A 19,292-nucleotide genomic window follows, 5' to 3' on the forward strand; every position below is an offset into this window, starting at 1 on the left:
CGCTGCACCATCCCCCTTCTTTCCCGCAGTGCTGCTGTACCTTTGTGACATTATGACGAGATTCACCGCTATAAGGCAGGCCACGCCCTATAGCGGTGTTTTTTTATCCTTTCTTGAACCGCTTAAGCGCCCCAGAGAACCAGAAGCGTTTAGGGGCCGGCATTAGGGCCTCGACGTTAGAAGACGTTGCGTTGACAACACCAAAGGGCACGTGCACGGAAGGCACGACCTCACTGGCAGCCTTGAGATGCGCCGGTTGATCATCAAAGAAGATATGCGGCCTCATCACCTCAAGCACCGCCTTCTTCTCGATTCCTCCCAGAAAAAACGCTTCGTTAGCCATGACACCCCAGCTTTTCAGCGACTGAAGCGCTCGTTCATGCGACGGTGCATTACGCGCCGTCACGATCGACACCCGAATCCGGTTCTGATAGCCCGGGTGCTGCTTCTTGTACGCTTCTTCAATCGCCTGAATGCGGGAAATTTTGACGACGAAATCCTGCAAAGGGCCGGGGCTGTGAGGGTGGGCCACGTTCTTCACCTCATGTTCATGAAATGCGTTCAGCCCCGAAGCCTGCATCACCGACTCCGATTCATCGTTGGCCAGAACGCCATCAAAATCGAAGGCAATGCGCAGCGTCTCATCATCGTCATCCGCAAACTTCGAATTTAACACCTGCCCTGCGGGATGCCCTTGTTCAATGGCGTGCCGAACATCCTTTTCGTTAGCGGACAAAAACAGCGAAATATTGAGCGCAGGGATATAAGCACAGGGTGATTTTCCCTGCATGAAGATGGCACGTGTAATACCAAGCCCATGGTGCTCAATGGTCTTCATTACCCTCGCCCCGGTATCCGGATCATTTCTCGACAAGAGAATGACTTCCACCAACGGATCACCAGGGTTGCTTGCAATATGGTTAATGGATAACAAGCGTCGAATAAAAGGAAACGCCATTCCAGGCGCCAGGGGTTCATTGAGATGGTCTTGCTGAAACTTGCGATAGGCTTCTTCACCGCGGTCTTTAAATACAGCATCGGATTCCGTCAGATCAAATACAGCACTTGAGGCTACCCCAACGACCAGCTTATTCTTCAAATCATACGGCATCGTTATTTCCCCTACCTTTATTTGCTTGATTCCCTGCCAGCAGACTACCATGTCACCGTTATCACTTACTTGATAACGGAACTCTACAATAAGTTTATTTTTCGTGAATAGGGATAGATTCATTGAACACGCCCATTTATTTCTATCGTGCCAATGATGAGTACGGCATATTTTCAAACTTTCACCGTTATGGCTTTTGGGAAGGCAAAACGCGCTGGCGCACAGTCGAACATTATTTCCAGGCACAAAAGTTTCTTGATCCGGCTATCCAGCGACAAATTCAACGCTGCTTCAAAGCGAGTGAAGCGGCAGAAATCGGCCGCAACCGCAAGCTGCCACTCAGGAAGGACTGGGAAAGCATCAAGAATGATGTGATGCGCCATGCTGTGCTGCAAAAATTTTCGCAGCATGAGGAAGCCAAAGCGCTGCTGCTCAGTACGGGAGACCGCCTACTGATAGAGCACACGCCCAAGGATGCCTATTGGGGAGATGGTGGTGACGGCTTTGGCAAAAACATGCTCGGCACGATTCTTATGGAAGTGCGCGAACACCTGCGAACAGAACGGGCGTGATTCGGTACCGAAGACCGGTGGCATTGCGCGACCGCTCTTCGGCACAAAGACTCGGCGTTTATACTTTGGCCACCTTGGACCATTTGTCTGCGGGGGCCGTATAGCCCTTCAGACGCGCGACGATTTCATCGGGATCATCCGATACGATCAGCGTTTCAAGGTACTGCGGCTTCATAAACCCTTTATCGACCACTTTCTGTAGGAACGCGATCAGCGGGTCAAAAAAGCCTCCCGTATTGAAGAACACACACGGCTTGGCGTGCAGACCGATCTGGCTCCATGTCCACTGCTCGAAGATCTCTTCAAGAGTACCCACACCGCCGGGCAGTGCGATGAACGCATCCGAACGCTGAGCCATGGCCAGCTTACGCTGGTGCATGTCATCGGTCACAACCAGCTCGGTCAGGCCGGTGTATGCCAGCTCATGATCGACCAAGTGCCGAGGGATGATCCCGGTGACCGACGCGCCATGCTTCAGACCTTCGTCAGCAACGAACCCCATCAGTCCAACTTTGCCTCCCCCGTACACGAACGAGCACTCATGCTGTGCCAGCGTCTCGATGAGCGCGGCAATATCGCGCTGATAAAGGGGATCATTACCCGGAGCGGAACCGCAGAAAAAACAGATCGCCGACATGACGCCTCCCAGACAGGCATGTAGAAAAACACAGGTATGAGTCTAATGTAAAAGCACAGCCGCCCTTCGATAAGCCTCTTTTGTCCGCTCAACAGGCTCTGCGACAACCTGAAACATCCATAGGCTGCCGACCTTGCCCAAGCCGTGCAGACACACTCTTCAGGCAGCCCTGCGCCGCCCGGCATTAAGAACCGCCTAGCACACAACAGCGGCTTCATGGCCTACATGGCAAGCGGCTGGTCTTACCTAGGCATCCCATCACTGACACTTTATAGCTTTTGTTACTCAGCGCACGTCATGCAAAGTCGCCGCCGCGTGTATGGCTCCCCCATGCAATGAACTCACCGCGTAGATACCAAGCCGCCATATTGCTCAAGCACTTAGCGTGCTATTTCATAGCCTGAGTCATTTCTAAAATAGACGGCTTTTACCGTAGGTTTATGGGTTGAAATTTCCTCAATGACATGGGTATTGCAGTTATGAAGCACGCTCTTAGAGACCGCTTCATAACCTGAGGGATTGCTCTTACCCTTTCTAAAATAAACGGCTTCTACCGCAATTTGTGGTTTGAGGTTCCTTCAACGACATGAGCATTGGGGTGATGAAACATGCTCTTACTACTAGTAAGTAAGAGCGTCTCATACCGTCATTGCCTAACGACCACCGTGAAAAACCATTTCATACGGTTTGGCCATACGATGCCACCCTCCATACGAAGGCTAAGCAGTGGCGTGCGCTAGGCGCTTCTCCATCCGCCATGCGGCACCCCCATCCTCATATACGTCATCTTCCCAGCTGTAACGATGATAGCCGCACCGCTGATAAAGACGCAGTGCAGCATGATTGTCGACATGAACATCAAGCCATAGCGTAGCGGCCCCCGCGGCAACGGCCTGCGCCTCGCAGGCCGCCAGCAGCCGCATCGCCTGTCCATGGCGCCGAACCTGGGGGTGAACGCACAGCGAATGCAGCAGTGCACGGCGGCTGTGGGTTCGCAGTAGCACCATGGCATAGCCTTGCAGGCGTTCGTCATCATGCACAGCCTGAGGGTCTTCCAGCACCAGCGTGACAGCATGTGCCTGTGTCAGCAGATAGCGCCAGCGACGGCGCGAAAAGCGATCCGAATCGAAGCAGTCGAACTCCAGTTCTTCCAGAGCGTCCAGATCGGTCAGCACCGCAGGGCGCAGCGTCAGCACATCCGAAGCAGATGACATCACATGCCCCCTATGACACAACGCTGAAGTCAACGTGGTAACCAGCGTACTTGCGCAGGTTGATGACCCCGTTATCGAGGATCAGATACTGCCCTTTCAGCCCCATCAACTGCCCTTCAATGATGGGCTGTCGATCAAGATTGAAAGACTTCACCTTCGCAGGATAGGCCTGCACAGGGTAATGAAAACGGCGTGGTGCATCACTTCGCACACGAATAGCATCGGCTCCCCACTGGGCACGCAGCGCATCCAATTGCGGTTCGAACTGCGCAAGCACACGGGTACGCAAGGCCGCCATATCCAGTTCAGCTGCTTCACCCTTGAGCATGGCCTGCCATGAGGTGCGATCGCTAATCGCCGAGCGCAATGTGTCTTCGACCCAGCCCGACTGCAGACGACTATCAACGTCCAAAATAGGCACCGCTTGGGTGGCACCTTGATCCAGCCAGCGTGTCGGCAGCTGAGACGGTTTAGTGATCCCGACCTTCAACGCCGAGCTGTTGGCCAGATACACCAGATGAGGTGCCATGCAATGCTGCTCACCCCATGCCGGTTCACGGCACGTTCCCTGCGCATAATGGCAACGTTCAGGGCTCATAATGCAGGTATCGCAGCTGGCCAGCCGCTTAAAGCAGGGATAGCAGTGCCCTTGGGCAAAGCTCTTGTTGGTCGAGCGCTGGCAGTGCACGCAACGAATGGCACCCGTCCAAACCAGACGAACCGTTTTACCTACCGCACCGTTGAGCGGCAGCGCACTGTCATCCAGTCTGAGCGCATAGTGTGCCTTGCCTTCCTCATCAGCCGTAATGGCCATTTTGCGCAATGCGCCTTCCATTTGCATACCCACACCGCCACGCGAAAAAGATAGAGATAACCGCTCGTAATGAAGGCCCATAATAGCAGTTCAGGCACAGCGCCAGAACGTTACCCACTATAAACGCCGCCTATCTCCTAATGGGTATCCGATAGATCATGCTGCTTGATGAGCATTGCTTGACCCAACAATTTTCTTGACCCAACAAAAAGCCCCCCACATCAGTGGAGGGCTTTTCGACAAAGCATAGGAACCGACATTAGCGCATCGCACGCCGCCGATCCATAAATCTGTGCCACAACGCCGACATCAGTGCCGTAGCGCAGCCGGCGAACAGTCCACCGAAATGGGCGGCATTGGCCATGTTGCTGACCATCTCAACGTTATGGCTCAACCCCATCGTATTAACCACCCCCCACAGCGCCCACAGCACCGCCATGAACAGCAGCCAGCCGGGCATCACCGGTATACGCCGACGTCCCGTGAGCTGTTCGACCCACAGATACCCCATGATGGCATACACAACGCCCGACATTCCCCCGAAAGCAGGTCCCGCATAGAGAAGCTGCGCCAGATTCGACAGTATCCCCCACAGCAGAACCAGCCCGGCCCAGTAGACAGAACCTTCATCTCGCTCAATGTGACGGCCAAAGACCCACAGCCACAGCATGTTGAATACGAGATGAGCCAAGCTGAAATGAATGAAGATGGGCGTGACCAGACGCCACCACTCCTGCGCCTGCAGAACCGCGGCCAGAGCCGCATGCATATGAAGCGTGTCATCCACGCTGGGCCAAGCATTGGGCGACAGAATGGACAGAGCGTAGTACACCGCATTGCCGTTTATCGTTGCCAGCAGGAAGATGAACACGCATGCCAGCAACAGCACCATGGTCACCGGCTGATGACGCAAGGCCTGCTTGAGGCTTCGCCACTGTCCTTTATCCACCAGCCCTTTGGCCGAAGACATCGACGATAACGGTGGCAATTCGTTGCGCCGCCAGCGCTCCACCAGCACATTGGCCGGGCCCTGCTGTGCATCATTGATCAGGATGATGAGCTGGGCGCCGTCCTGCTGACGATAGTAATGGCTGATGTGTTCGTGCCAGAGCCACTGACGCAGCGTTGCCAGCTCCTCTTCGGCAGAAAATCGATAGACCGTCGACATAGGCGCGAAGCTCCTGGTTGGCGGTGAATCCAGACCATTCCAGGTATGGCGAACACCGGGATACATTCATTAAGCGAGGTCGTTGGCCGACTGCCATACTAGACGGTCCGCCGACAGTGCCTGCTCGCCATCATAACGATATGCAACAAGATGACCACCCTTGACAGCACTGTAATCCAGACAGGCAACATTAGGGGTCAGCAACGAGGGATGACCATTGCGCCAGTAGTGGCCAAAAAACAGAGGGGGCTGATCCGGCGGATAGTATACCAACTGGTTCAGCTCGCGCTCCTGCAAGGGCCGCTCTTCGATGCAGTGCGGCAAAGGATCCGGCTGAAAGACCACATCGCCATACACGTGAGGCTGCGCATGCCAAAAACTGGTACGGAACGCCTTGCGTTGAATGCCATCCCGCCCGTGAATGCACAGATTACCAGGCAAGTTCAACTGCGGACCGCGCGTGGCTCGATCCACCAGATCGAAAAAGAACGACTGAGGATCGAGCGAACGCTGAAGCTGCTCGGGCGTCAGGCGCCCGTCCGGTTGACGCTCCAGAAAGGGGCGCATCAACCGTTCATCCCAGCACGCATGGACAGCACGCATACCGGCCATCTCAAGACACAATGGCAGCTGTGCGAACCAGTCCAGCGCGCTATCCCACTCCTTTTGGTAGCGGGCATACTGCTCCAGCGTCTCCTTTAGCACCTGCCGCTGACGCGAGTGACGCTGCCTAACTTCAAGCCGACAGGCGCGTAGCGCATTGATCTCGTGATTACCCAGGATTGCGTACGCCGCGCCCCCTTCGACCATGCGGCGCACCAGCGCCACGGCCTCGCGTATCTGCGGTCCGCGGTCGATGATGTCGCCAAGAAAGACAACCTTGCGCGTAGGGTGGCGCAATACACCTGCTGCATCAGGACGATATCCCAGCCGATCCAGCAAAGCCTCTAGTAAGGCAGCACAGCCATGTGCATCGCCGATAAGATCCAATGACGACGTTTCGAACATGCGCATAGGCATGCCGATATTACCAGATCGGTCTGACATGAAGGCTACCTAAGGTCATGGACACTCCTGAGTCGAGCTGCTCCAGCCGAGCTTGCTACGACAGCTATCGAAATAATCGTGCGATTGAGGGTGAAGCAGCACCAAACGCTGCGGCTTGCGGATGATATCGATCCTATCTCCCGGCTGCAGAACCAACCGAGTCTGACCATCACAGCTCAACTGCGGAGCAGGATCAGGCCCGTGCTCAATACGCAGCGATACCTTGCTGGCCGCTCCAATCACGAGGGGACGATTCGACAGCACATGAGGAAACATCGGCACCAACACCATTGCCTCCAGCGACGGATGCAACATTGGCCCACCCGCTGACAACGCATAGGCCGTGGAACCTGTTGGCGTTGCCACAATCAAGCCATCCGCCCGCTGGCGATACACAAACTGATCATCAATGAACAGCGTGAATTCTACCATTCGAGCCACCTGCCCCGAATGCAGCACAACATCATTAAGCGCATGCGCACACGACACGACACGGCCTTCACGCATGATGAACGCATCCAGCAGAAAGCGGTGCTCAGCCACATACGTACCGGACAGGATCTCTTCTAGACGCAGCTCAAGGTCAGCGGTTGAAATATCGGTCAGGAAACCGACACGACCGCGATTGATGCCCAGTACGGGCGTACCGGTCAAACAGAGCGTGCGTGCAGCGCCCAACATGCTGCCATCACCACCGATAACGATCACCATGTCGCACAACCGTCCGAGCGTCTCGAGAGCCGCTCTCGGCAGGCGCGAGACATCACAGTCATCACTGACACAGCCGATTTCGGCAGCAAGAATGCGCTCGTCTAATATGATATCGATCTCGTGGCGAGAAAGAATATCCAGCACCTGCCCCAGCGTTTCATCGGAATGATGGCTGCCTGGGCGCATGACAAGTCCAACGGTCTTGAAATGAGGCATTATTCAAATCCATTTCAGAAAGCCTAGCATGGGCATACGCCACGCAGACCATGACAGCAACGCAATGCATTGCGACGGTTCCTCACGCCATAGTGCAATATCATACGCATTTCGCGCCCATATCTCACGACACAGACATTCGGATTTTGCGATGAACGATACACATGGCCCCGAGCACTCTTCTTTCCTTCCACGAACCCCAGAGATGCTTCTGCTGCACTGCCTTGGCTTATAAAGCCCAAATGCCTTTCGCTAAGTGACATAAGCCAAGCGATAAGGCATATCACACAGCCCCACACTGCTTATCAAGGCATGCACATAGCGCATGCTCGTTGCGAGCCTGTCAGCACACCGTCTCTCACTGAGAGACAGCGGTGGTAGCCGAATCACATACAGGAAATCGAGAACAGAAAAGAGTCTCATGCTCTAATAAGCACGCATCCATGCTCGGGTTATCGCAGTACAAGCGTATGCTTTTAAATATGACGTCAGAAAATAAAATGTATAAGGCAATGAAAAAAAATCAGCCTCACCCTGTACTTTATTACAGCCAATATAACGAACAATAATTCTTACCTGCCCGCCTCCAAAGCGACATATCCTCCCAAGCAGTCAATGCACCTCAACTGCGAGAAGATAGAGACTTCTTACGAGGAATCTAACAGACATAGAAGCAATGCTATTTTAGCGATGAACGCTCAATAATGACACACAAAAAGCACCCAATAAACAACCCTACACCGTAAAATTAGACATTAGTGTTATGGTATTAAAAGAGCGTTTTAGTAGGAATACCTTAAAGGTAAATTCCTTTCCAAATAAACAATTACACTCAAAATAAAGAGTTAGATAACACCAGTACCAACGCACAATCATAGCTTATAACATTTAAAAAACTGAAAATAATACTACACATTGATTCGCGAGCACAAACAACTTTAAAAAGCAAATTAAAGGCAGGTTAAAAATACACAAATAGCAGATTTTTATAATTAAAAATCACGCCACTACCAATCAACGAACCATTAAAAATAAAAACCATGAATACCAGCACAAAACAACAAATATAAAGACACATTATTGCCCTACCACCATAAAAAAGATGAATATTACAACTTACAATAAAAACTTTTATTATATTACTGACTGGCTATAGAAACAACAATTTTAAATCATCAACAATAATAAATTATAAATTATAAATTATAAGTATTAAAGTATATATTGTGCACTATATCTTGAGCGACAAATCGGCCTACCAATAGACTATTTCATAAACTGAGTGGTTACTTTTGTCTTTACTAAAATAGACAGTTTTTACCACAATTTTGTGGTTCAAAGTCCCTTCAATGACCATGGGTATTGGGGTTATGAAGCATGCTTTAAATACATCAGGCATCAGGCATCAGGCATCAGGCATCAGGCATCAGGCATCAGGCATCAGGCATCAGGCATCAGGCATCAGGCATCAGGCATCAGGCATCAGGCATCAGGCATCAGGCATCAGGCATCAGGCATCAGGCATCAGGCATCAGGCATCAGGCATCAGGCATCAGGCATCAGGCATCAGGCATCAGGCATCAGGCATCAGGCAAACCTAAAAAGCCTCACACCTTCAATTCAAGCCATTTATGATATTTTCATATTTATTCATATATTGAAAAGCCCTACACACTTACTATAAATAACTATGCTAATAATAGGACGATTATGTTCAATAGGCTGTCAGCGAGAAGAGTGCCCATGCAATAAGCTCCCTCTTCTGTGAAAAAATCATTATTAGACGTCTATGATGCGTATAGCCAATGCTTCAAGAGTGCATCTACCTATAAAAATGAAGGCCAAGTACGTGACTTAGCCTTCATCTTCTATGCACAGCATTCACGCATCACTGCAGCGCAAATTTGGATAATGTTAGCGGTTACGAGTGACCAAGCTAACAATCCACTGCAGAATTACAGCACCGATGATAGCTGTGATCAGTGAGCCGAAAAAGCTACCACTGTGGGGGTCGACAGGCAGAATCCAGCCACCGAACCAACCACCGACAACACCAACGATGATGTTACCGAACAGCCCGAAGCCTTCTCCACGCATCAGCTTGCCTGAGATGAGACCGGCAAGACCACCAACGATCAGCCACAGAATCCAACCTAGTCCAGACATGATAGACCTCCTGTCATTCATGAGATGTTATTGCTCAGACAAGGGCATGAGCATCCAGCCCTTCCCTTGCTCACCAGAATAGCAGTAGCTGCCAGGATTATTCCAGCTCTCATTCCAAGGCGGACACAAAAATGCACGACTGGTGTCTATAGCAAAGTAACGGTGCACATCAGACATCTAAACTTGTCTATGTATCTATGCAGGAGCCCTGCTGATTTGCAGGAAAAGGACGGTTCTTCTCTTATTTATAGGTCTTTTTGCACAGATAGAAGAATCTACCGCATTAAAATAGCAGAATAGCTAAGACTACATTCAGCATATAGATGCTGCAAATCAAAGCACACTGTTAAAATAAAAAGTAGGATAACTATATTCAATCATCAATACTATTTGATCATCCTCTCCCATATGGAATTTATGCCGTAACAGTATGATTCCGTGAGAGAAAATACAGACGAGATGTCTTATAGCATATAGTATGAGGGAGACGAGAGAAGGAGTGGCATAAAACCGGCAAGGATCCCATCTTTCACATATAAAAAAAGCAGAACACCTGAAAGTGTTCTGCTTTTCAAAATATGGTCGGAGCGACAGGATTCGAACCTGCGACCTCTGCAACCCCATTGCAGCGCGCTACCAAGCTGCGCCACGCTCCGAAATACAACAGGGAGGACTCCCTGAGTACGGAACGTACTATACACCACTGTTCCTGCAAAAGAAAGCCCTAAAGGTGTGCTTCTACTTGGTCTGCCCCAGCAGTGCCGCATGCTGTTTGCGACTAGGGGCAGAAGAACCAAAGTAGAAGCCAACGATAGCCATCACAACGGACTGCAAGAAACCGAGCACATAGAAACGCATGCTATCATTGATGGTCGCCGCCCCATGCAGCAACATGACGCCGATCATAGCGAAGCATGACAGGAAAACGATAACAGCAAACCAGTTTGCGAAATCGCCCTTTCCCTTATGCAAGGCTTCTATCTGCATGTCACGCGCCGAAGCTACATCCGAGCGGCTGGCATCCGAATTGTCCTTAGGCTCTGTCACTTGGTCCAGCTGAGCCGCTATATCATATACCTTGAGTTTTTGGACAGCAGCAACCATATCCGCATCCAATGCCTTACAGATAGCGTCTGGCTCAGGAGATACCCCAAGCACAGTGGCTATCACAAAGGCCGCCATGGCCGCTCGCGTTCCCCCTAACAAAGCGGCAATATCCGGCAAATTGCCCTCAAGGCGGCAAGCAATATCTTTATAGTCCATCATCTTATCCTTTAAGAAAAATTATTATAGATAAGAGTGGCATATACATTCCAAAATATGAACAGCCTAAAGGTGTGGCATGAAACTACAGAAATAATGCATACTCTCTCAACAAGTGGAGGATGATATGATAAATTTATCGCCACATCATATATAACATAGATGATTAAGTATCACACTTTGCATTCGTCCACCCCATACTAAGAGTGTGTTTCATAACCCCCATACCCATGTCATTGAAGGAAACGTCAAACCACAAAATTGCGGTAAAAGCCGTCTATTTTGGAAAGGGTAAACGTAATCGCTCAGGTTATGAAACAGTCTCTAAGAGCGTGTTTCGTAACCCAATGCCTCTGTCACTGAGGAGGTTTCAAACCACAAACTGTGGTAAAAGTCGTCTATTTTAAAGAAATAAATTACTCAGGTTATGAAACAGTCTCTAAATTAACGAGTTATGCATTATAGAGTGCCATTCAAAAAAAAGGCCAAACCCCTAGAACACAAGGCTTGACCTCTACTATATCTACAATCTACATCAAGGACGACCGTGGTACCCGCCCGGGCCACCGCCGCCGTGATGAGGACCACCATCAGGAGGAGGTCCCATCCACCAAGGGCATCCAGAAAGGGTCAGTACCGTAGCGATACCTCCCAGCAACATAGCGAATTTTTTCATAGCAACTCCTTTATCCCATGGCAGTCATCAGGAATGTCTGATTCTCATTCTACGCCCAAACAGCATAGTGATCGTCCCCTGACCATGCTAAATAAAATGGAAAAAATCTAGAATATGCATGCATTTCAAGAGCAGAATCCGTAATTTTTGCCCATTCACCATAAGCCTACAGCCATACAAACAATATTTGGAGAAATAAACTAATTATCCATAGCTATGCGGGAGATAAATAATTATTTTGCACTACTGGCTATAATGGGTTATTACAATAAAAACATCCACACAATAAATTAAAGCCCAAACATATTTAAAATCAGAAATTTTTTAAAAGTAAGGAGATGAAGAAGTGCATTGCTACCAATTGCTTTTATCATGTTGACCTTCTACCTTTATCAACGTCGCCTGACGCATTATACTCTCGACAGGATTTACCATTATCAAACAGGGAAGAAAGAAGATGACTCTCGCACTTGCCGCCTACTATGAAAAGCGCGCAGAAATCGAGCGTTTGCAGGCGGAACTCGAGCAAATTGAGCAGAATCCAGCCATTGCTCTTGATCAAGAGTTTGCCACGCGCCTGCATGCATTGGTGAAAGAGTACGATCAAGATATTGAAAACGTTATCAGAATGGTAATGCCAGGAGATATCAGTTCGCTTGTTGCCGAATATACAGCGTCGACCCGCCGTCGCCCAGTCAAGTCATACCTGAACCCCTATACGCAAGAACGTATCGAAACTCGAGGAGCCAACCACCGCACCTTGAAAGAATGGAAAGCCCAGTATGGGGCCAATATCGTTGAGACTTGGCGCCACTGACCAGCGCTTCTCATCGCAAGCTGCTCATACACCATATCGAACATATCCTAAAGCACGCCATGCCACACAACAAAAAAATGAGGCATGGCCGCTGTTCTCTTCCGTGACATCGCAATACATAGATCACTGCGTATTTTAGTCAGTTTCCTTTGTTATAGCCGAAAGCAGACAAGCCGATACATAGAGGGGCAAGGTTGATCTAAAATAATGCTTAATGGAACACCATGGAAATTTATACTGAGATACGCCACGAGCACCGTCGACTCATCAAGGGCACCCTTCCGCCCCAAGAAGCAGACCAGTACATTGACGGGAGTATCACGCATGCCGCTGGTGCCTACCTATCTGCAGCGACAACAAGCTTTTACCCATTAGAGCTACGCGAAATCTTGCAGAGGGATGCTAAAGAACTATGGCCATGGAACGAAGACGGCTGGCATCCCTCAACAAGCCCTCGTCGCAACCTGATCAGAGCAGCAGCTTACATCGTTGCAGAGATAGAGCGACTGGAACGTGATACCTGAATGAAGACTACCGCCGCATTTTAGTGCGGCTGTTTAACATTCCTGACCACACAGCCATAATTTCGTAACTAAATACGATCGTCAAGTTATAGCGATCTACACATAGCAAAAAGCGTTATACCTACCACACAAAAGCGGCTTCCTGTCTTCGCACCTATTATCTTTACATTTGCTCTCTTCAAATTTTATATTGATTAAGCTACCAATATGTATTCAGTAGGTTGTCTATATTCTGCAAAAATTAGATAATTTTTTGTGACTTAAATGCTAGGTAGAGAGGACTAAGAGTTAGCTTTTACTGATGCCACCATAATTTAACGCTGAAAGTATAAAAGAAGAGCTAAAAAGGCGTGCAATTTACTTAAGCTGTATCTTAACCATATCCGGGTACGCCTCAGCCAAATATCATAAAAAACCAGTACAGAATCATAACGTTTGGTGAATACTTTCCAAAAATCCGGCGGTTAGCCGGTCACCATCGGTGGTACTGAAAAAATGAAAAGCAATAGTGTCGACCCACCGTCACTGATCAAGCGCTTTGACTCAGAGACCATACGTCTGTTCATGATGTTTGTAGCACCGCCCGAACAGTTTGAGCAGTTGCTAGAAGAGCCAACGATAGCTCAAGCACTGCATAAAAAGGCATAAGAGATCACTGAAGAATTCATGCTACAGATAAGATGAATGCGCGAGAGTAAGTTAGGGTAATGTCGGCGCAGGATTTAGGATAGATAGTAGGTGGTCAACCAGCACACAACGCTGGGGTGGGGAGGACGGTGGGCTACTGACGCGTCTGTCGTCTTCGGCAGCAGGGGCTTAGCGGCTGCGCTACCGCCCTTTTTCTCTTTTTTCTCTTTTGCTCATCTGCCGCTGTTGAGTGACGGCTCAGGATCTAGGGGCTGGCACGGCCGTTATTTGCCTTCGGCCTGCGCTTGCCTACCCTACCCCTCAAAGCAAATACCCCCGACCATTGCTGGCCGGGGGTATTCAGTAGAGATGCTTGACGATGACCTACTCTCACATGGGGAAGCCCCACACTACCATCGGCGCTGAGCGGTTTCACTTCTGAGTTCGGCATGGGATCAGGTGGTACCCGCTCGCTATGGTCGTCAAGCGTATTCGGTTCGGTCTCGATGCCTAAGGCACCGCTACCTAAATCTGTAAATCATGCTGGGCCGAGATCGTCTCGTCGCGTATCCGTTATTTTCGGATCGTGTCTATAACCCTTTGGGGTTATATGGTCAAGCCTCACGGACCATTAGTACACGTTAGCTCAACGCATTGACTGCGCTTCCACACCGTGCCTATCAACCTCGTAGTCTTCGAGGGTCCTTTAGGGGGCTCAAGGCCCCAGGGAAGTCTCATCTTGAAGGGGGCTTCCCGCTTAGATGCTTTCAGCGGTTATCCCGTCCGAACATAGCTACCCGGCAATGCCACTGGCGTGACAACCGGAACACCAGAGGTTCGTCCACTCCGGTCCTCTCGTACTAGGAGCAGCTCTTCTCAAACTTCCAACGCCCACGGCAGATAGGGACCGAACTGTCTCACGACGTTCTAAACCCAGCTCGCGTACCACTTTAAATGGCGAACAGCCATACCCTTGGGACCGACTTCAGCCCCAGGATGTGATGAGCCGACATCGAGGTGCCAAACACCGCCGTCGATGTGAACTCTTGGGCGGTATCAGCCTGTTATCCCCGGAGTACCTTTTATCCGTTGAGCGATGGCCCTTCCATACAGAACCACCGGATCACTAGAACCTACTTTCGTACCTGCTCGACGTGTCTGTCTCGCAGTCAAGCACCCTTATGCTCTTGCACTCACTGCACGGTTTCCAACCGTACTGAGGGTACCTTCGTGCTCCTCCGTTACTCTTTGGGAGGAGACCGCCCCAGTCAAACTACCCACCACACACTGTCCTTCTACCGGATAACGGTAGCAAGTTAGAACGCCAATGATGTCAGGCTGGTATTTCAAGGTTGGCTCCACTGCAACTGGCGTCACAGTTTCAAAGCCTCCCAGCTATCCTACACAGACAACATCAGCATCCAGTGTGAAGCTATAGTAAAGGTTCACGGGGTCTTTCCGTCTAGCCGCGGGAACACTGCATCTTCACAGCGATTTCAATTTCACTGAGTCTCGGGTGGAGACAGTGTGGCCATCATTACGCCATTCGTGCAGGTCGGAACTTACCCGACAAGGAATTTCGCTACCTTAGGACCGTTATAGTTACGGCCGCCGTTTACCGGGGCTTCGATCAGGAGCTTCGGACGAGTCCTAACACCATCAATTAACCTTCCGGCACCGGGCAGGCGTCACACCCTATACGTCCGCTCACGCGTTAGCAGAGTGCTGTGTTTTTAATAAACAGTTGCAGCCACCTGGTATCTTCGACCGGTTGGGGCTCTGAGAGCGAGTCTCTTCACCTTACGCCGGCGCACCTTCTCCCGAAGTTACGGTGCCATTTTGCCTAGTTCCTTCACCCGAGTTCTCTCAAGCGCCTTGGTATTCTCTACCTGACCACCTGTGTCGGTTTGGGGTACGGTCACACAGTACCTGAAGCTTAGAGGTTTTTCCTGGAAGCGTGGCATCAATGACTTCCTGAGTCCGAGGAATCAGTTCGTCTCGTATCTCGACCTTAAGCAAGCGGATTTGCCTACTTGCTCAGCCTACATACTTTCACCAGGACAACCGTCGCCTGGCTCACCTAGCCTTCTCCGTCACCCCATCGCAGTACTGTCTGGTACAGGAATATTAACCTGTTTCCCATCGACTACGCCTTTCGGCCTCGCCTTAGGGGCCGACTCACTCTGCTCCGATTAACGTCGAACAGAAAACCTTGGTCTTCCGGCGAGGGAGGTTTTCACTCCCTTTATCGTTACTCATGTCAGCATTCGCACTTGTGATACCTCCAGCATGCCTTACAGCACACCTTCGCAGGCTTACACAACGCTCCTCTACCGCTCAACACTTAAGTGTTGAACCCGTAGCTTCGGTACTTGGTTTGAGCCCCGTTACATCTTCCGCGCAGGCCGACTCGACTAGTGAGCTATTACGCTTTCTTTAAAGGGTGGCTGCTTCTAAGCCAACCTCCTAGCTGTCTGAGCCTTCCCACATCGTTTCCCACTTAACCAAGATTTTGGGACCTTAGCTGACGGTCTGGGTTGTTTCCCTTTTCACGACGGACGTTAGCACCCGCCGTGTGTCTCCCATGCTGCACTCACCGGTATTCGGAGTTTGCCTCGGGTTGGTAAGTCGGGATGACCCCCTAGCCGAAACAGTGCTCTACCCCCGGCGGTGATACATGAGGCGCTACCTAAATAGCTTTCGAGGAGAACCAGCTATCTCCGAGCTTGATTAGCCTTTCACTCCGATCCACAAGTCATCCGAATCTTTTTCAACAGATCCCGGTTCGGTCCTCCAGTTGATGTTACTCAACCTTCAACCTGCTCATGGATAGATCGCCCGGTTTCGGGTCTATTCCCAGCAACTATGTCGCCCATTTAAGACTCGGTTTCCCTACGCCTCCCCTATACGGTTAAGCTCGCTACTGAGAATAAGTCGCTGACCCATTATACAAAAGGTACGCAGTCACAGAACAAGTCTGCTCCCACTGCTTGTACGCACACGGTTTCAGGATCTATTTCACTCCCCTCACTGGGGTTCTTTTCGCCTTTCCCTCACGGTACTAGTTCACTATCGGTCAGCCAGGAGTATTTAGCCTTGGAGGATGGTCCCCCCATGTTCAGTCAAAGTTTCACGTGCTCCGACCTACTCGATTTCACCTTAATTGCATTTTCGCGTACGGGGCTATCACCCACTATGGCGTGCATTTCCAAACACTTCCGCTAATACAACTAAGACTTAAGGGCTAGTCCCCGGTCGCTCGCCGCTACTGGGGGAATCTCGGTTGATTTCTTTTCCTCGGGGTACTTAGATGTTTCAGTTCTCCCGGTTTGCCTCCATACCCTATGTATTCAGGTAAGGATACCCGTCTTATGACGGGTGGGTTTCCCCATTCAGAGATCACCGGATCAAAGGTCATTTGCCACCTCCCCGATGCTTATCGCAGGCTATCACGTCTTTCATCGCCTCTGGCTGCCTAGGCATCCACCGTGTGCGCTTAATCGCTTGACCATATAACCCGAAAGAGTCATAGATCACGATTCAAACGAAAACAATTTTCGCCGGATACGCTTGAGACGTATCTCATTTGCCAATGTCACGGCCTATCGGATAATGCTTCCGAGGAAGTAAAATCTGATCGCGTTCCATTGGACTTGGCATCAGCATGATTTACATTGTTAAAGAGCAATACTGCGAGCAAGAAGCTTGCAGTCAGGAAACAACATTCATCACACGCTGTATCGTTGACTATTAAGACATCTAATAATCAATCATAACGCGATGAAGATTGGTTCGTGACTAGAAGCTAGATCACTAAACTAAGTACTGGAGAACCGGCCATCAAGACAGTCAGATGGTGGAGCCAAGGAGGATCGAACTCCTGACCTCCTGCGTGCAAGGCAGGCGCTCTCCCAGCTGAGCTATGGCCCCATATAATAATGGTGGGTCTGGGCAGACTCGAACTGCCGACCTCACCCTTATCAGGGGTGCGCTCTAACCAACTGAGCTACAGACCCGGCAACTGCTTGCGCACGGCCAGGGAATATCCCCTGCAGTACTTCGCTCTACTACGATCAGGCAATTTGTTGTGGACACTTGAGATCACGAGGTGATCATTTTACGTTTAAGGAGGTGATCCAGCCGCAGGTTCCCCTACGGCTACCTTGTTACGACTTCACCCCAGTCATGAACCACACCGTGGTAACCGTTTTCCCGAAGGTTAAACTAGCCACTTCTGGTGCAATCCACTCCCATGGTGTGACGGGCGGTGTGTACAAGGCCCGGGAACGTATTCACCGCGACATTCTGATTCGCGATTACTAGCGATTCCGACTTCACGGAGTCGAGTTGCAGACTCCGATCCGGACTGAGGCGAGCTTTCTGGGATTAGCTTCACGTCGCCGCTTCGCAACCCTCTGTACTCGCCATTGTAGCACGTGTGTAGCCCTACTCGTAAGGGCCATGATGACTTGACGTCGTCCCCACCTTCCTCCGGTTTGTCACCGGCAGTCTCCTTAGAGTTCCCGACCGAATCGCTGGCAAATAAGGATAGGGGTTGCGCTCGTTACGGGACTTAACCCAACATTTCACAACACGAGCTGACGACAGCCATGCAGCACCTGTCTCAGAGTTCCCGAAGGCACCAATCCATCTCTGGAAAGTTCTCTGGATGTCAAGAGTAGGTAAGGTTCTTCGCGTTGCATCGAATTAAACCACATGCTCCACCGCTTGTGCGGGCCCCCGTCAATTCATTTGAGTTTTAGTCTTGCGACCGTACTCCCCAGGCGGTCAACTTAGTGCGTTAGCTGCGCCACTAAATCCTCAAGGGATCCAACGGCTAGTTGACATCGTTTACGGCGTGGACTACCAGGGTATCTAATCCTGTTTGCTACCCACGCTTTCGCGCCTCAGCGTCAGTGTCAGTCCAGAAGGCCGCCTTCGCCACTGGTATTCCTCCAGATCTCTACGCATTTCACCGCTACACCTGGAATTCTACCTTCCTCTCCTGCACTCAAGTCTGCCAGTTCCAAATGCTGTTCCCAGGTTAAGCCCGGGGCTTTCACATCTGGCTTAACAGACCGCCTACGCGCCCTTTACGCCCAGTAATTCCGATTAACGCTCGCACCCTCCGTATTACCGCGGCTGCTGGCACGGAGTTAGCCGGTGCTTCTTCTGTGGGTGATGTCCTTCCTGAAACGTATTAGGCCTCAGGCTTTCTTCCCCACTGAAAGTGCTTTACAACCCTAAGGCCTTCTTCACACACGCGGCATGGCTGGATCAGGCTTTCGCCCATTGTCCAATATTCCCCACTGCTGCCTCCCGTAGGAGTCTGGGCCGTGTCTCAGTCCCAGTGTGGCTGATCATCCTCTCAGACCAGCTATGGATCGTTGCCTTGGTGAGCCATTACCTCACCAACTAGCTAATCCAACATGGGCTCATCCGATAGCGAAAGGTCCGAAGATCCCCTCCTTTCTCCCGTAGGACGTATGCGGTATTAGCGTGCGTTTCCACACGTTATCCCCCACTATCGGGCAGATTCCCATGCATTACTCACCCGTCCGCCGCTCGCCACCAGGAAGCAAGCTTCCCGTGCTGCCGCTCGACTTGCATGTGTTAGGCCTGCCGCCAGCGTTCAATCTGAGCCATGATCAAACTCTTCAGTTTAAATCTTTCATTGGTCATTAGGTGACCAATCCGGCTCGAGTATCGAAACAACTCATTGAATTGAT

12 protein-coding genes, 3 tRNA genes and 3 rRNA genes are annotated in these 19,292 nt (G+C 50.6%); 2 read left to right on the forward strand and 16 right to left on the reverse strand.

Translation table 11 applies throughout. The annotated features are described in order from the left end of the window. Positions 1 to 103: 103 nt before the first annotated feature. Positions 104 to 1,234 (reverse strand): 5'-nucleotidase, encoded by a 1,131-nt coding sequence (locus ACMHYW_RS07080; protein WP_414499308.1) that lies wholly within the window; start codon positions 1,232 to 1,234, stop codon positions 104 to 106. On the opposite strand from ACMHYW_RS07080, the gene ACMHYW_RS07085 reads away from it, so the two are divergent. After that, positions 1,234 to 1,683, forward strand: a complete 450-nt coding sequence (locus ACMHYW_RS07085; RefSeq protein ID WP_414499309.1) for an NADAR family protein — start codon at positions 1,234 to 1,236, stop codon at positions 1,681 to 1,683. The two genes, ACMHYW_RS07080 and ACMHYW_RS07085, sit on opposite strands and share 1 nt — an antisense overlap. 58 nt (positions 1,684 to 1,741) lie before the next feature. Here ACMHYW_RS07085 and ACMHYW_RS07090 read toward each other — a convergent pair whose 3' ends face one another. The 10 genes from ACMHYW_RS07090 to ACMHYW_RS07135 all read right to left on the reverse strand — a co-directional run bounded on the left by ACMHYW_RS07090 (position 1,742) and on the right by ACMHYW_RS07135 (position 11,595). Further along, entirely contained in the window at positions 1,742 to 2,320 is a 579-nt protein-coding gene (locus ACMHYW_RS07090) for a TIGR00730 family Rossman fold protein (RefSeq protein WP_414499310.1), read from the reverse strand. Between the two features lie 719 nt (positions 2,321 to 3,039). Further along, complete coding sequence (locus ACMHYW_RS07095) at positions 3,040 to 3,534, reverse strand: GNAT family N-acetyltransferase (protein ID WP_414499311.1); 495 nt, start codon at positions 3,532 to 3,534, stop codon at positions 3,040 to 3,042. 10 nt (positions 3,535 to 3,544) lie between these two features. After that, positions 3,545 to 4,348 carry a DUF2797 domain-containing protein gene (locus ACMHYW_RS07100; protein WP_414499312.1) on the reverse strand — a complete coding sequence of 268 codons (804 nt, stop codon included), beginning with the start codon at positions 4,346 to 4,348 and terminating at the stop codon, positions 3,545 to 3,547. Between the two features lie 259 nt (positions 4,349 to 4,607). Then, on the reverse strand, positions 4,608 to 5,516 hold the full coding sequence (locus tag ACMHYW_RS07105) for a rhomboid family intramembrane serine protease (protein WP_414499313.1): 909 nt from the start codon (positions 5,514 to 5,516) through the stop codon (positions 4,608 to 4,610). 69 nt (positions 5,517 to 5,585) lie between these two features. After that, on the reverse strand, positions 5,586 to 6,563 hold the full coding sequence (locus tag ACMHYW_RS07110) for a metallophosphoesterase (protein ID WP_414499314.1): 978 nt from the start codon (positions 6,561 to 6,563) through the stop codon (positions 5,586 to 5,588). Positions 6,564 to 6,578: 15 nt separating this feature from the next. Then, complete coding sequence (locus ACMHYW_RS07115; protein ID WP_414499315.1) at positions 6,579 to 7,490, reverse strand: NAD(+) kinase; 912 nt, start codon at positions 7,488 to 7,490, stop codon at positions 6,579 to 6,581. A 1,914-nt stretch (positions 7,491 to 9,404) separates the two neighbouring features. Further along, entirely contained in the window at positions 9,405 to 9,656 is a 252-nt protein-coding gene (locus tag ACMHYW_RS07120; RefSeq protein WP_038278733.1) for a GlsB/YeaQ/YmgE family stress response membrane protein, read from the reverse strand. Positions 9,657 to 10,235: 579 nt separating this feature from the next. Next, positions 10,236 to 10,312, reverse strand: a tRNA-Pro gene (locus ACMHYW_RS07125). Between the two features lie 82 nt (positions 10,313 to 10,394). Then, positions 10,395 to 10,919, reverse strand: a complete 525-nt coding sequence (locus ACMHYW_RS07130; RefSeq protein ID WP_414499316.1) for a hypothetical protein — start codon at positions 10,917 to 10,919, stop codon at positions 10,395 to 10,397. A gap of 535 nt (positions 10,920 to 11,454) precedes the next feature. After that, entirely contained in the window at positions 11,455 to 11,595 is a 141-nt protein-coding gene (locus tag ACMHYW_RS07135; RefSeq protein WP_414499317.1) for a hypothetical protein, read from the reverse strand. 457 nt (positions 11,596 to 12,052) lie between these two features. Between ACMHYW_RS07135 and ACMHYW_RS07140 the strand changes: the two genes are divergently transcribed. Beyond that, complete coding sequence (locus tag ACMHYW_RS07140; protein WP_414499318.1) at positions 12,053 to 12,412, forward strand: histone-like nucleoid-structuring protein, MvaT/MvaU family; 360 nt, start codon at positions 12,053 to 12,055, stop codon at positions 12,410 to 12,412. 1,522 nt (positions 12,413 to 13,934) lie between these two features. Here ACMHYW_RS07140 and rrf read toward each other — a convergent pair. The 5 genes from rrf to ACMHYW_RS07165 form a co-directional block, all read right to left on the reverse strand. Further along, positions 13,935 to 14,050: ribosomal RNA gene (rrf, locus tag ACMHYW_RS07145) — 5S ribosomal RNA — on the reverse strand. Between the two features lie 123 nt (positions 14,051 to 14,173). Continuing rightward, positions 14,174 to 17,073: ribosomal RNA gene (locus ACMHYW_RS07150) — 23S ribosomal RNA — on the reverse strand. A gap of 344 nt (positions 17,074 to 17,417) precedes the next feature. Further along, positions 17,418 to 17,493, reverse strand: a tRNA-Ala gene (locus tag ACMHYW_RS07155). Between the two features lie 9 nt (positions 17,494 to 17,502). After that, positions 17,503 to 17,579: transfer RNA gene (locus ACMHYW_RS07160), tRNA-Ile, on the reverse strand. Between the two features lie 108 nt (positions 17,580 to 17,687). Next, positions 17,688 to 19,227, reverse strand: a 16S ribosomal RNA gene (locus ACMHYW_RS07165). The 16S, 23S and 5S rRNA genes sit together here with 2 tRNA genes alongside, the layout of an rRNA operon. Between the last annotated feature and the right edge of the window lie 65 nt (positions 19,228 to 19,292).

The sequence above is a fragment of the Zymobacter sp. IVIA_12111.31 C1 genome (assembly GCF_047495495.1).
Taxonomy (GTDB): Bacteria; Pseudomonadota; Gammaproteobacteria; order Pseudomonadales; family Halomonadaceae; genus Zymobacter.